At 47.2% G+C, this 14,380-nt stretch carries 13 protein-coding genes; 4 read left to right on the top strand and 9 right to left on the bottom strand.

Going from position 1 to position 14,380, the window contains the following annotated elements; all coding sequences use genetic code 11:
• The first annotated feature begins 93 nt into the window (after positions 1 to 93).
• Both DCC85_RS09840 and DCC85_RS09835 read left to right on the top strand, forming a co-directional pair.
• Entirely contained in the window at positions 94 to 780 is a 687-nt protein-coding gene (locus DCC85_RS09840) for a response regulator transcription factor (protein ID WP_108465434.1), read from the top strand.
• A complete protein-coding gene (locus tag DCC85_RS09835; protein WP_108465433.1) occupies positions 777 to 2,285 on the top strand; it encodes a sensor histidine kinase in 1,509 nt (502 codons plus the stop codon). Before DCC85_RS09840 ends, DCC85_RS09835 begins: the two co-directional genes overlap by 4 nt.
• A gap of 84 nt (positions 2,286 to 2,369) precedes the next feature.
• Here DCC85_RS09835 and DCC85_RS09830 read toward each other — a convergent pair whose 3' ends face one another.
• The 3 genes from DCC85_RS09830 to zwf all read right to left on the bottom strand — a co-directional run bounded on the left by DCC85_RS09830 (position 2,370) and on the right by zwf (position 6,286).
• A complete protein-coding gene (locus tag DCC85_RS09830; RefSeq protein WP_108465432.1) occupies positions 2,370 to 3,749 on the bottom strand; it encodes an MATE family efflux transporter in 1,380 nt (459 codons plus the stop codon).
• A gap of 156 nt (positions 3,750 to 3,905) precedes the next feature.
• Positions 3,906 to 4,799: a phosphogluconate dehydrogenase (NAD(+)-dependent, decarboxylating) gene (gene gnd / locus DCC85_RS09825; RefSeq protein ID WP_108465431.1), complete on the bottom strand. Its 894-nt coding sequence runs from the start codon at positions 4,797 to 4,799 to the stop codon at positions 3,906 to 3,908.
• Between the two features lie 35 nt (positions 4,800 to 4,834).
• Positions 4,835 to 6,286, bottom strand: a complete 1,452-nt coding sequence (gene zwf, locus DCC85_RS09820) for a glucose-6-phosphate dehydrogenase (RefSeq protein ID WP_108465430.1) — start codon at positions 6,284 to 6,286, stop codon at positions 4,835 to 4,837.
• A 295-nt stretch (positions 6,287 to 6,581) separates the two neighbouring features.
• Here zwf and DCC85_RS09815 point away from each other — a divergent pair, with 295 nt between their 5' ends.
• The gene (locus DCC85_RS09815; RefSeq protein ID WP_108465429.1) at positions 6,582 to 6,902 is read left to right on the top strand and encodes a winged helix-turn-helix transcriptional regulator; all 321 of its coding nucleotides are present in this window, start codon (positions 6,582 to 6,584) and stop codon (positions 6,900 to 6,902) included.
• Positions 6,903 to 6,986: 84 nt separating this feature from the next.
• Positions 6,987 to 8,009 carry a CobW family GTP-binding protein gene (locus DCC85_RS09810; RefSeq protein WP_159081836.1) on the top strand — a complete coding sequence of 341 codons (1,023 nt, stop codon included), beginning with the start codon at positions 6,987 to 6,989 and terminating at the stop codon, positions 8,007 to 8,009.
• Between the two features lie 85 nt (positions 8,010 to 8,094).
• Here the strand turns inward: DCC85_RS09810 and DCC85_RS09805 are convergent, their stop codons facing one another.
• The 6 genes from DCC85_RS09805 to DCC85_RS09780 all read right to left on the bottom strand — a co-directional run bounded on the left by DCC85_RS09805 (position 8,095) and on the right by DCC85_RS09780 (position 14,374).
• A complete protein-coding gene (locus DCC85_RS09805) occupies positions 8,095 to 9,108 on the bottom strand; it encodes a metal ABC transporter substrate-binding protein (protein ID WP_108465427.1) in 1,014 nt (337 codons plus the stop codon).
• Positions 9,109 to 9,132: 24 nt separating this feature from the next.
• Positions 9,133 to 9,987 carry a metal ABC transporter permease gene (locus DCC85_RS09800; RefSeq protein ID WP_108465426.1) on the bottom strand — a complete coding sequence of 285 codons (855 nt, stop codon included), beginning with the start codon at positions 9,985 to 9,987 and terminating at the stop codon, positions 9,133 to 9,135.
• Entirely contained in the window at positions 9,921 to 10,640 is a 720-nt protein-coding gene (locus DCC85_RS09795; RefSeq protein WP_108465425.1) for a metal ABC transporter ATP-binding protein, read from the bottom strand. The genes DCC85_RS09800 and DCC85_RS09795 overlap by 67 nt, the downstream gene beginning before the upstream one ends.
• A 49-nt stretch (positions 10,641 to 10,689) precedes the next feature.
• Positions 10,690 to 10,854: a 50S ribosomal protein L33 gene (gene rpmG, locus DCC85_RS09790; RefSeq protein ID WP_267896071.1), complete on the bottom strand. Its 165-nt coding sequence runs from the start codon at positions 10,852 to 10,854 to the stop codon at positions 10,690 to 10,692.
• 92 nt (positions 10,855 to 10,946) lie between these two features.
• Positions 10,947 to 12,158, bottom strand: a complete 1,212-nt coding sequence (locus DCC85_RS09785) for a GTP-binding protein (protein WP_108465423.1) — start codon at positions 12,156 to 12,158, stop codon at positions 10,947 to 10,949.
• Positions 12,159 to 12,322: 164 nt separating this feature from the next.
• Positions 12,323 to 14,374, bottom strand: a complete 2,052-nt coding sequence (locus DCC85_RS09780; protein ID WP_108465422.1) for a methyl-accepting chemotaxis protein — start codon at positions 14,372 to 14,374, stop codon at positions 12,323 to 12,325.
• Positions 14,375 to 14,380 lie beyond the last annotated feature (6 nt).

The following is a 14,380-nucleotide window of genomic DNA, read 5'->3' as shown; positions in this document are numbered from 1 at the left end:
GTTCAGCTAACGTTCAGCTAGGCGGCAGATAATCTATTTCATAAGGAATAATCGCAAATCACATTTGAACATACTGGAGTGGGTGGTACTAACATGAAAATCGTAAATGGGATTAAACTTCTTCTGGTGGATGATGAGCCGCATATTCTTCAATTTCTTGAACTAGGTCTGGTCAATGAAGGTTTTGAAGTGCGTACAGCTCCTGACGGGATGAACGCCGTAAATATAGCGAACGAATTCCAGCCCCATGTCGTCATATTGGATGTAATGATGCCGGGAATCGACGGGTTTGAAGTATGCCGAATGCTGAAGAAAAGCGGCAACAACGTTGCAGTAATTATGCTGACGGCTAAAGATGAAGTTGAAGATCGGGTGAAAGGTCTTACTTTGGGGGCTGATGACTATGTTGTTAAGCCATTCAGCTTTGAAGAGCTGCTGGCAAGAATTCAAGCAAGGCTCCGCAATCAGTTCCCAAGCCTGTTCGGGGAGGTTGTGCTTGGGCCATTCCGGATCGACGACCGGCGCAAAGAAATCCAGTACCAGGATACTGTAATGGAGCTATCTCCTACTGAATATGAGCTGCTCAGGTTTCTCGTTCTTAATCATGGCCTTGTGCTCAGCAAGACTATGATTTTGGACAAGGTGTGGGGATATGATTTTGGCGGGGAAGAAAATATCGTTGAGGTGTATATCCGTTCGCTTCGAGATAAGCTGAAAGATAAGGATCATCGCTTAATCCGAACGCTTCGAGGAGCGGGCTACCGGGTAGACCTACCATGAAACGCAAGTCATTGCTGAGCAGACTTAAGACGTTGTTACCACACTCCTTGAAGTCCAAGCTGCTTGCCCGCTCTCTCTTCATACTTGCAGCGCTGCTGCTGCTGATTGGCGCACTGCAGTATGTGCTAATGAAAAATTTTCTCTATCAGAATAAAGCTGAAAGTATGGAAGCACAGCTTAGATCTCTCCCGCGTGATCTTCTGCCATGGCATAGCTGGAGAAACAACATGAGTAGTGATAGCGGAACGGACAGCACCGGTCAGTCCGCTCCTAAAGCTCCTTTTCTGCTGTTCCCTGACACTTCCTTAGGCACAGTGAGTGCGGAGAATAAGTACACTGAGCTTAATGAGGAGAACAGCATCGGTTCCCCTGTCTTATCTTCGGCGGAGTATAACAAGATTAAGGGAGAACTTCCACAACGCGATAAGGTAAAATACAGACTTGTCATCGACGATCAAGGTGACGAACAGCTTGTCATCTTCAAACCAGCAGGAGGACCGGACAGTATAAATGGGACTCTGCTGCAAATGGGATATAAGACCGCGCCTCTTCGTGACATTGCCATGCAGCAGCTGCTGATTTTCCTCGTCCTCTCCCTGCTGGCTATGGCTGGCGGTCTTGCGCTCTATCTGCCCGTACTTCGCAGAACATTGGTTCCTCTGAACAGGATGATCCAAGCCGTTGAACAAACAGATGCGGGCAGCCTGGCCGAGCGAGTTCCAGATAAGCTTGGTCAGGAGGAAATAGAGCGTCTGGCCGTTTCATTCAACGGGATGCTTGAGAGACTGGAGCATTCTTTTGAGGCCGAGAGAGAGGCCAAGGAGCAAATGCGGCGTTTCATTGCTGATGCTTCCCATGAGCTTCGCACACCCTTGACCTCAATACACGGGTTTCTTGAAGTACTGCTTCGAGGAGCTGCCGATAATCGTGATCAGCTGTACACTGCGCTGAACAGCATGCATGGGGAATCCACCCGAATCAAGAAGCTCGTTGAAGACCTGCTGCTTCTGGCCAAGTTAGACCGGGCTCCCCAGCTGCAATTGTCCCGAGGCCGGCTTGACGCGCTTATTCTGGAAATGGAGCCTCATTTAAGAATGCTTGCAGGAGAACGCACCGTGCGTTTTGACTTAACGGCAGGGCTGATGGGGAACTATGACCCGGACCAGATCAAACAGGTAATTCTGAATTTATTCAGCAATGCGATCCAGCATACGGATCCGAAAGAGGGCTTGATCCAACTGTCTCTCGTCACAGTGGACCATGAAGCCTTCCTCACAGTGCGTGACAATGGTCCTGGAATTTCAGAAGACCATGCTCAGCATATCTTCGAGCGCTTCTACCGAAGCGATAGCTCTCGAACACGCAGACAGGGCGGAGCGGGTCTTGGACTCTCCATAAGCCAGTCTATTGTTCAAGCCCACAAAGGACGGATCGGCGTTGACAGTAAACCCGGCTCCGGCAGCACCTTCTGGGTAAGGCTTCCCTTACAGCAGGAAGGCAGCTGACCAAGTTGTAGAATCATCATCATATCATATCAAAGAGGACAGCCAGCAGCTGTCCTCTTTTTTTTTTGCTAGAGCTATGCTATTTTACCCTGATACCGATTCCTGCCCCAGGGCTGCCGGGGAAAGCAGCGATTTGTTCTGCCAGCGTCTTCCCTTCCAGCGGAAATAGTGGAAAACCCCTCTCACCCATTCGTCACAGGCATGCGCGATCCATACCCCAATAAGGCCATATCCAAAATGAATGCCGAGCAAGTAAGCTAGAGGGAACTTGATGCCCCACATAGAGATTATTGCCATCATTAAAGGAAACTTCACATCACCGGCTGCACGCAGCGAGTTTATAACTACATGATTGAAGACCCGGCCCGGTTCCAGCACGATACAGAACATAAGAATGGTAGCACCCATGCTTATGATACTGGCATCCTCAGTGAAGATCGACATGATCTCTTGCCGGAAGAAGGATACCGAGAGAATGGCAACAATTGTAATCCCCAATGCCCAGCGCAAGCTTCTTAAGAGCTGGTGATAAGCCTTCTCCTTCTGTCCTGACCCAACGAGCCTGGCCACCACGATCTCGGTGCCGTCTCCTATCGCCATACCAAACATCATGAAGAAATATACAATGCTGTTGGCGTAGACATGAGTTGCAATAGCTGTTGCCCCCATGAAGCTTACAATCCGTGTAACTACCATCTGACTCATCTGATAGGAGAGCCATTCCAGGCCGGAAGGGATCCCGATCTTCAAAATCGCAGTAAGTTCACGCCATTTCATTTGGAAATAATACTTAAGCTTAATCGGTGCTTCTGTACGTTTGTACAGCAAAATAAATATCCAAACACAAGCAATGATTCTGCTGATAATCGTGGAAATCGCAGCACCCATCACTCCTAGTTGAGGCAGTCCCATCCAGCCATAAATCAGCAGCGCATTTCCGCCAACATGAATGATGTTCATGCCAATTCCCACCATCATCGTATCCCGGGTAAATCCATGGGAGCGGATCACCGGTCCTGCTGTCAGCATCAAGGCTTCCAGAAATAATGAGCCTCCTACAAGCATCATATAGATTTCCGCATGCTCCTTAATGGATGACGGAATATGGTAGAACGATAGCAGCAGATCTCTGCTTACGATGAACAAAATGCTGATAGCCAAGCTGAACACCAAATTAAAAGTTAAGGCAGAGGCTGTAACTTGACTAGCTTCCTTATGCTTACCGGCTCCAAGCAGCTGTGCAATGATAACGCCGACACCTAGGCCTAAAAGGTTAAACAGAATAATTGTAAACTCGATAAGCTGCCTGGAAATCCCCACTGCTGAGACAACATCATCCGATACATGGCTCAGCATAAATGTGTCTACATTCCCCATCAGAATATGAAACAGCATTTCCACAAAAATCGGCCAGGTAATGGCAAACACCGTCATTGTCTTGGCCTTCTTACTCCCCTGAAGCATAAAATTATGTATCCTCCCTTTGGTGAAGCAAAAGATTGAAGCTAATAACTACCCAAAGTAACATTATACGTTATAGACGGCTTATTATGGAACCTTTATAACAAAACAAGCCCGGGCATCTGCTGCCCGGGCTTGTTGCTATAATCAACAAATCAATTATTTCTTCTCAACGGCATGTCCGCCAAATTCATTGCGGAGTGCTGCTACCACTTTACCTGTAAACGTATCGTTATCCAGAGAACGATAACGCATCAACAGGGACATTGCGATTACAGGAGTTGCTGCTTGCAGGTCAAGCGCTTCTTCCACCGTCCATTTGCCTTCGCCGGAGGAATGCATAACGCCCTTGATGCCTTCCAGCTTGCTGTCTTTGGAGAATGCATTCTCAGTGAGTTCCATCAGCCAGGAGCGAATAACTGAACCATTGTTCCAAACGCGTGCAACCTTCTCATAGTCAAAATCGAATGGGCTCTTCTCAAGCACTTCAAAGCCCTCACCGATCGCCGCCATCATGCCGTACTCAACGCCGTTGTGTACCATTTTCAGGTAATGGCCGCTGCCGGATTCCCCTGCATACAGATAGCCGTTCTCTACAGCTGTGTCACGGAAAATCGGCTCAACGATTGCCCAAGCCTCAGCATTTCCGCCAATCATATAGCAAGCGCCGTTACGTGCGCCTTCCATACCGCCGGATGTACCTACGTCCATGTAATGAACGCCTTGTTCTTTCAGTTCGTTCGCACGGCGGATGGATTCTTTATAGTGAGAATTCCCCGCTTCGATGACGATATCACCCTTGTCCAACAGCGGAGTAATGTCGCTCAGCACCGAGTCAACCACATTGTGCGGAACCATAATCCACAGAATGCGCGGAGTGCTCAGGGAGCTTACCAAGTTCTTCAGATCGGAAGTTCCTTGGGCTCCGTACTCCTTCATTTCTGCCACAGCATTTGCATTCAAATCGAAAGCAACTACCTCGTGCTTATGATCAATCAGATTCTTCCCTAAATTTAGACCCATTTTTCCCAAACCAACTAATCCTACTTGCATGTGTCAGCCTCCTATAATGTAATAAATGTTACTGCTTACCACCATTTGTGCCCGTCTTGAGCCAGCAGCTCATGAGCTGCTTCTGGTCCATCGCTGCCAGCAGCATAAGTATGCAGCGGCGCGAGATTCTCTTCGAATGCTTCGAGAATAGGCTGTACCCATGCCCAAGACAATTCAACTTCATCCCAGTGAGCGAAGAACGTGGAATCCCCGCGGAGGGCATCATGAATGAGATTTTCATATGCCTCAGGTGTTTCCTTGGAGCTTGAAGCAAACTCCAGACGGATTGGCTCCAGTTCACCAACGTTCTCACTATTTTTTCTATTTAGCTGGAGAGAAATTCTCTCCTCGGGATTAATTTCAATGGTAAGAAGATTCGGAACAGCTGTAGCATCCGATTTGGAAGACATTTTGAGCGGTTCCTTAAATTCCACCACAATACGTGTGGACTTCTCACCGGTTCTCTTACCTGTGCGAATATAGAAGGGAACATCATTCCAGAACGGCGTATCAATCCACAGACGGGCTGCAATATAAGTATCGTTCTGAGAGTCAGTTTCAATATCCTTCTCTTCTTTATACCCATTTACAGGTTTACCTTGCACCGTACCCGGTCCATATTGTCCCCGAATAACCTCAGTATGCACCTGTTCTTTGGCAATAGGGCGCAACGACTGCGCAATGTTCTTCTTCTTCGCCCGAACTTCATCCGGCGTACTGCGGTGAGGCAGATGCATCGTGGTCATCATCAGCAGCTGCATCATATGATTCTGGAACATGTCGCGTATAGCACCAGAATGATCATAATATGCCGCTCTCTCTTCTACACCCACCAGCTCATTAGCAGTGATTTGAACATTAGCTATGTAGCGGTTGCTCCACAGCGCTTGCAGCATGGGATTAGCAAATCCGAACACTTCCAGGTTCTGTACCATCGGTTTGCCAAGATAGTGGTCGATCCGGTAAATTTCCTCTTCTGAAAAAGAAGCGCTCAAGCTGGCATGAAGCGCGCGTGCAGATGCAAGATCGTGGCCGAACGGCTTCTCGATAATCAGACGTTTCCAGCCTTTAGTATCGCCCAAACCGCTCTCCGTAATATTATGGGCAATCGTCTCAAAAAACTCAGGAGACACGGAAAGATAGAACAAGCGATTTTCAGGAATTTCCAATTCGCTTTCACGTTTCTTCACAACTTCAAGCAAATGACGGAAATCATCCACCTGATTTACATTCAATGCTGTATAATTAAATGCGCTCAAGAATGAATCAATGTTAGATTCATCAATGGAGCGTCTGGAAAATTGCTTCAGAGATTCCTTCACACTTGCCTGGAAATCCGCATTTGGAATTTCTCTGCGGCCAAGCCCAATTACGGAAAATGCCTCCGGCATTTTATGATTCAAGTATAGATTATAAAGGGCGGGATAGATTTTTCGTTTTGCCAAATCCCCCGTCGCACCAAATAAGACAAATGTCATAGCCTCCATCGTAAAACCCCTCCACAGTTGACTTCCTTAAATACATATGGTTACCTATTGTTACCGAAAGCGACTTACCTATCGTACACCTTTCGTCAAAATTCGTCAACAAAAATGTCTAAATATTGACATACTTTTTTCATTCCCTTTCTTTATTAAAGTGATTTTGTTAATATATTAGAGCTATAGTTAACGTTTTCTTTAGTTAATGTGCGTATCCTTTGCCCTTTTCAAGTGCTTCGCCTTCGCAGCAAAGTTACTTTTAATAACCAAATTTGATTTTCTGTAGAGGAGAGTTCCATATATGTCTGAAGACCCAAAGCCCAAACAAATGTGTGTAAAGGTAGACCGGTTTTATCAGATCATAGGCAAGAAATGGAGCGGCCCGATCATACACACTTTGCTTGACAAGCCTAAGCGATTTAGTGAAATTCATAACTATATCCCCGATCTTAGCAAGCGCATGCTGAACGAGCGCATGAAAGAGCTTGAACAAAGCGGAATTATTGTCAGGAATGTGATTTCCGAACGACCTGTAAGGATTGAATATTCGCTGACTCGGAAAGGCCACGAGCTGGCTGAAGCTCTGAATCAGATGGAATCCTGGGCTAATAAATGGCTGTAGTCTCCTCCCGCTCTCGTCATATCCTTCCCTAGGACAGACATATATATAGAGGAAACAACCTTTATGGTTAGGGGGATTCCCGTAATGTACCGTATACCCGTGGTGATCATCAGCGGATTTTTAGGGAGTGGAAAAACAACACTGCTTCTCCGCATGCTGCAAGAAGCCTCCAGTCTGGGGCTGCGCCCCGGCATCCTTATGAATGAGCTAGGCAAGCAGGATGTGGACGGTGTCTTGCTTGAGGAACAGACCGGCCTTCCCGTTCAGAAACTTCTAGATGGATGCGTATGCTGCGGCAAAATTGAAGAGCTTTCCGGTTCTCTTTCAGAGCTGCTTAACGAGCAGCCTGATTTAATTCTGATGGAGCTCACCGGGGTGGCCAATCCCGATGAAATTATCAAGCTGCTAAACAGCGCCCCGTTCCTCCACAAGCTTCAGCTGAAGCATGTGATCACCGTGCTTGATGCAGAGCGTACCCTCGAATACAACAGCCGATTTGCTTCGGACAAACAGCTGATTCATACCCTTCGCCAGCAAATGAAATCGGCCAGCATGGTGCTCGTGAATAAGACCGATTTGGCTCCTTCGTCTACCTTGAGCAAGTTAGCTGCGCTAATTGCCAAGCACAACCCGCAAGCTGAAGTAATTTACACACAACACAGCCAGCTGAATGCGAACCTTTTATTCGAAAAACTTCCGCCCCCCTCTAATGCCGATTCAGCTCCAAGGGTTTCCTCATCCTTATCTGCCGCTTCAACGAGCGGACAACGTCTAACAGTAGAACGGCGCCCCTTATCTGGGCTTGAGAAGGAGCCAGCGGAAGCCTCTTTTGGCGGGCTTGGAACGCTGACCCTTTCTTGTTCCTCAACCTCCGTGACTCGCGAACAGATCGAAGCCTTCCTGGAGCACTGTGCTGATGGATTAGTACGTGCCAAAGGATATTTGACGATCAAGGACCACGGGACTGAACTGGTGCAGCATGCAGGGGGAAGAACAAACTGGGAAAGCTCCAGTTATCCCGGAAGCTCTTATTTAGTATTGATCGGTGCAGACCTCGATGAACCGAGACTGACCGAGGCTTGGAACCACCTTTATTCAGAAGCCTGAAATCTAGATTAAATTGACTTCTTATACATCAAAAAACAAGCCAGGACGCATAGAACGCGTGCCCGGCTTGTTAGCATATATAGACCTATTCGTTCAGCGCCTGCTTAAGCGCCTCCAGGTTCTGTCTCATTAATGCAATATAGTCCAGATTTTTTGCCTTATCTTCCTCAGTCAGCCCCTCGATAGGATTCAGTACTGCCGATTTTGCTCCTATCTCGTTAGCCACGGTTTCGGCTACTTTAGAAGATACAAGTGTTTCAAAGAATATGGTTTTGGTATTATGCTCCTTGGCGAACTTAACAATCTCCGCCATCTTCGAAGCAGACGGCTCTTGCTCAGGGGATAAGCCCGCTATGGCAACCTGCTCTAGGCCATAATCTCTAGCCAAATACCCGAACGCAGCGTGCTGTGTAATAAAGTCCTTACGCTTCGCGTTGTTGAATGTATCTTTGAAATCTTGATCCAATTGTTCCAGCTTAGCTACATAGGCATCCGCATTCTTCTTGAATTCATCCTTATGAGCAGGCGCTGCCTGCACTAGCCCTGCTTCAATATTGCGAACCTCTTTAATCGCTTGAACAGGAGACAACCATACGTGAGGATCTAATCCGCCGTGATCATGATCATGTTCTTCTTCATCGGCAGCATGTTCGTGATCATGCTCCTCTTCTTCCGCAGAGTCCATTACCTCTATCCCCTTGCTCGCTTCTACCTTTACGAGCTTGTCATTGCCGCTTCCGGCCAATACCTGATCGATCCAGCCTTCCATTCCTGCACCATTATATACGATGACATCCGCTTTCTCGATACTGGCAATGTCCTGCGGCGTGGGCTCCCAATCATGAGGTTCTACCGATCCGGGCACCAAGGTATGTACGTCGGCCAGATCACCAGCTACATTCTTTGTGAATTCATACATCGGATAGAAGCTGACCTCAATATTCAGCTTGCCTTCGGATTTCGCGTTGGAGCCTCCTGTATTCGTCTTGTCAGAGCTTTGCGTGTTCGAATTGTTCGAACCGCAGCCAGCCGTAACAAATACAAGGCTGAGACTAAGCAGCAAAGCCGCAAAGCTGAACTTTTTTTTATTTATCACCATACAAATAAGTCTCCTTATGATCAATTAAGATATTTCTCTCACAGACTGGGCTGCTGAACGGCGGTTTTTCCGCTTGCCTCGAAGAAGAAGCTTTTGCGCAGCAATACCGATAATCAGGAAGATTAATAAGAACAAGGCAATCGTTCCCCCAGGTGGTGTATTGATATAGTAGGATGCTGTTAAGCCGCTGAAAATACCTGTCAAGCCTACCGCAACAGCAATAATAATAGCAGCTAGGAAGCCTCCAGCCAGACGAAGCGCAAGGGCTGCCGGTAATACCATCAGCGAAGAGACCAGCAGCACACCAACTACAGGCATTGCCGAAGCAACGGTCATCCCGGTTAGCACGGCGAAGGAGAATGATAGCCATTTTACATGGACGCCTCCGATTTGCGCTGTCTCTTCATCGAAGGTTAGATTATATAACGGTCTGCGGAGCAAAATGAAGTACAGCAGGCCAATAAGAGTAACTGCTCCGATCATCCACAGCTGGGTGTTGTTTACAGCTACAATTGAGCCGAATAAATAAGAGGTAAAGCTCTTATTTGAGTTCACTTTCAGACTCATCAGGACCACGGCAAGCGCAAGTCCAGAGGTCATTATAATAGCAACAGGGACCTCACTATAAGTCCTGTAAGTACGCCGTAATTGTTCTATAACAAGGCCGCCGATAATTGCAATTGCAAATCCGCTGATAACTGGGCTGAAATGGAGCACTGACCCGAGCGCAACACCTGCCAAAGACACATGAGAAAGGGTATCGGCCATGAGGACTTGTCGTCTCAGCATTAAATACACGCCCAGAATCGGAGCTATGATTCCAAGGAACCCTCCGGCCCAAAACGCGCGCTGCATAAACTCGTAGTCAAACATTTCCATTCTTCACTTTCCTTTCGCTCTAGCGAGATCACTCGGTCCAAATACGCTCCTGTCTCCTCCAGCCCATGGGTAACCATAATGACTGTAAGACGGTGAACCTGTACATAATGCTTCATTAATTCATAAAATCCGATGCGGCTGGCCTGATCCATCCCTGTGGTAGGCTCATCCAATATAAGCACGTTCGGCTCTTGTGCTAGCGCCCTAGCTATACAGATACGCTGCTTCTGGCCGCCCGATAATTCGCCGATCTTACGGTTCCGGAATTCCCACATCCCAACCTGCTTAAGGCTTCGCTCCACTACCGCTTCCTGCTCCTCTGTAAACCGCCGGAACAGTCCAAGACGGGAATAACATCCGGAACGCACAAGCTCGATCACTTTGCTCGGAAAGCCGCTGTTAAACGAAGCTACCTGCTGCGGTACATATCCTACAACAAGCTTGCGGCCCGCAAGCGCCTCCTCATGAATGCGCACCGTGCCACTCCATGGCTTCAGCAGACCAAGAAGCAATTTCAGAATTGTTGTTTTTGCTGCTCCGTTGGGCCCTGTGATACCTAGAAACTCTCCGACATGAATGTCAAGGGTAATATTCTCGACAACAGGCTCATCACCATATCCGAATACCACATCCTGCATAGATGATAATATCAAAGCTATTCACTCATTTCCGTAATATTTACGATTAAAAAAGAAGAAATAATTAACGGGTCTCCCGGTGGATCGTGTAATTTCTTAACCGGAGACAATATTTGCGATAGTTCCATTCGTTCTGTATGATTTCTCTATTCTTGGTTGTCGTATAATTTCTATCACCACATTCGGTACATGCCAGAGTAACAACTACTCGCATTAGTGTCACCTCCATCTATGAAAAACATACCTATCTCGTACGTAATCGTAATATTTACGAATGTTCCAATAATAACGAACTATGAATAGCTTTGTCAACCCAATAATCTATTGAAAATCAGCAGCTTCAGATGAATCAATCCAAGGCAGCGGATTCCTAAATTGAGACCAATCCTGCTCAAGCTCTTGCTCGGTTAGAAGGCATGCATCGAGCTGATTCTCGATCTGGCTTTGGTTATAGCCGATGCCAATCAGTACGAGCTCATTCAAGCGGTCACCCCACTTAGGATCCCAGCGCTTCAGAACATCCGGCTCACTTGCAATGATCTCCTGCTGCATCGCTTTCGGCAGTGAGGCAACCCACCTGCCGGCCGGACCGAATTGAATAGAAGGTCCTGCCTGACTGATAGAAGCTGCCAGATCCTCCTCGGCGGCAAGCCATAGCAGGCCTTTAGCGCGAACAATCTCCTCAGGCCATCTGTCCATAAAATGACTAAGCCGTTCCGGATGAAAGGGAGCCCTTCTTCTGTAGACAAAGGAACCGATGCCGTATTCGTCCGTTTCAGGTGTATGATGTTCTGCCTGCAATTCTTGAATCCAGCCGGGAGACATACAAGCCTTCTCAAAGCTAAACAAGCCGGTGTTCAAAATCTCTGAAGGATTGACCTGCCCCTGTATGGTCCGAATCAGTTTTGCATTAGGCTGGAGCTTTCTAAGAATGCCTTCAAGCTTGCTTAGCTCCTCCGCTTCAACCAAATCGCATTTATTCAGCAAGAGAACATCACAGGTTTCAATCTGATCAATCAGCAGGTCTACAATATCACGGGTATCCTCCTTCTTGGAAGCCTCTCCCCGATCAACAAGACTTTGTCCTGACGCCAAATCGTGCCAGAACCGGTATGCATCTACAACGGTAACCAGACAATCCAGACGGGAAGTTTCTCCAAGATGGATCCCCGTACTCTCGTCTATATAGCTAAAAGTTTGCGCAATGGGGATGGGTTCGCTAATTCCCGTTGACTCAATAAGGATATAATCAAAGCGTCCCTCTTTCGCCAAAGCGGCAACCTCCTGAATTAGATCCTCTCTAAGCGTGCAGCAGATACAGCCGTTAGACATCTCAACAAGTCGCTCTTCTGTACGGGATAGCATCGCTTCTCCTCGAACTAGTCCAGCATCAATATTGATTTCACTCATGTCGTTCACAATAACAGCCACCTTCAACCCCTGCCGGTTCCGGAGCACATGATTTAGCACAGTAGTCTTGCCTGACCCCAAGTAACCGCTTAGTACAGTTACAGGTATTTTAGACTTCTCCATAAGAAACGACCAACCTCCTCTTTTGCTTAATAGTAATTATTACGATTAACAAAGAGTAATATACGCTGTTCTTCCGCTATTTGTCAACATTTGGCCCTAAAAAAACTTGAAAGATACCGCTTTTTAGAGAATGACTGCAGTATCTTTCAAGAATAGTCTTTTCATTATGAATTTATTTTAAATTTTGTAAGAAGCTCCTGAAGCTCCAGCATCATCGCCCCTAGTGCTTGTGAGGATGAAGCCACCTCCTCCATCGATGCAAGCTGCTGTTCACTGGCTGCCGCCACATTCTGAGAGCCATCCGAAGCCTCTTCAGCAATGCGGGACATCTCCTGTACCGTGGCGTTGATCTGGCCAGCGCTTGCAGACATCTGCTCGGCAACTGCTGATACCTCCTGAATGTGAAGAACATTTTGCTGGATTTCATTGTAAATATTTGTAAATGTTAATCCCGCCCGCTCCACTTGCTGGGTTCCCAGTTTTACAGTTCCTGCCCCGTTCTGTACAGAAGTGGCTGCTGCACTCGTATCCTGCTGGATTTTCTCAACGATCTCCTTTACCTGCTGCGCAGACTGCTTAGTCTGTTCGGCCAGCTGACGGATTTCGGCAGCAACTACTGCAAATCCCTTGCCGTGTTCACCAGCGCGGGCTGCTTCAATGCTAGCATTTAGTGACAACAGGTTCGTCTGGGCACTAATGCTGCCAATAACATTAATAATATTTCCGATCTCCTCAGATCTTGTAATCAGCTTCTGCATAAGCGAAGCTGTGGTCGCAAACATCTGGTCAACTTCGTTCATCTCATGGACGGCCTGCTGAAGCGTGTCATTCCCCTCTTGAGCACGGCTGGACGTAACAAGAGTCGTCTCATGCAGAGCCGAAGAGGACTCCGCTATTCGCTGAATACCCGCCGCCAGTTCTTCCATGGTGCTGGCATTCTCCTCCGTGCCCTGCTGCTGAGCTGCCGCCCCAAGCGCAACTTCCTGAATGGTGAGAGCAATTTCTTCAGCCGTCTTACTCGTCTGATCTGCACTGGCAGCAAGCTGCTGTGAGGTGGCGGCAACATGAAGCGCATGGCCTGTCACTTCTGTAATCATATCATTCAAGTTGCGACTGGTTTGATTTAAGCTCGCTGTCATGGCCCCGAACTCATCCATGGAGTTAACTTCAATCTGGTAAGTAAAATCTCCCTCCGCCAATCGCTCTGTCATATGGTTAACCCGCTTAATCATCTTGGCCAAATAATGGGTAAACAGAACGATGAGCAGCACAACAATGGCAATTCCCACAACGCTGATAACAGCAACTTTAATCATCAGGCCATTGACCTTGGAGTTGACTTCTTGGTCGGGCAGCACCATAGCAAGCACCCAATTCGCCTGAGTAAGTTTTGCATAATATACATGCCGTCCTCCGTCAGTGCTCTGGTACTCGGTCTCTCCCTTCTCATTCTTCAGCATGGTGCTAGCCAGTGTCGCCAGCTCTGGGTCTTTATTCTCTTGCAGCTTCTGCTTCATAATGAGATCCGCTTCTGGCCCGGCAAGATACGTTCCATCTCCGTAAATCATGAAAGCCCAACCGGTCTTACCCAGTTTAGTATTCGTGATTACATCCTGAATCTTGGACAGATCAATGTCGGCAGTTACGACAGCAATGAACTGGCCTGTGGCATCCGTTACTGGCACCGAAGTTGTGATCATCGTAGTTTTTGTTTTCTCATCGTAATAAGGGGAAGAGAATGTGGTCTTTTGCTCATTTTGAGCTATTTTATAAAAATTTTGCGATGGATAATTATACTCTGGATCACTGTAATCATGCGTCACCTGTACCTTATCCCCTTGATGATAAGCGTAAGAGGAGAAATATTGAATGTTCGAATCATATGCGTAGGGCTTGAAATACACACCGATTCCAAATGTATCCGCATTGAGCGAAACTGTGCTGCTTAACAACTGATCATATTGCTCCATTGTAAGCTCCTTGTAATTACTAGGAATAACCTTGGCTACTGTTTCAGGAAGCCTAGCATGGGATATCAGTCGTTTCTCAATACTCTCCCTGGTCTGCTGCAGCTGTGCAGTGAGTTCCTTTTGAGTCTCATCAAGGAGCAGCGAGCGAGCCGACATAAACACTATGAGGGATATAACCACATTAATTACAATCAGTACAGGTAAAATCGTTAGAAGTATTTTTGTTCTTATGCTGCGGATCTTCATGTTAGC

Source organism: Paenibacillus sp. CAA11, assembly GCF_003060825.1.
Classification (GTDB): Bacteria; Bacillota; Bacilli; order Paenibacillales; family Paenibacillaceae; genus Fontibacillus.
Note: the sequence above shows the minus strand (reverse complement) of the source record. Positions and strands in the feature narration are given on the sequence as shown.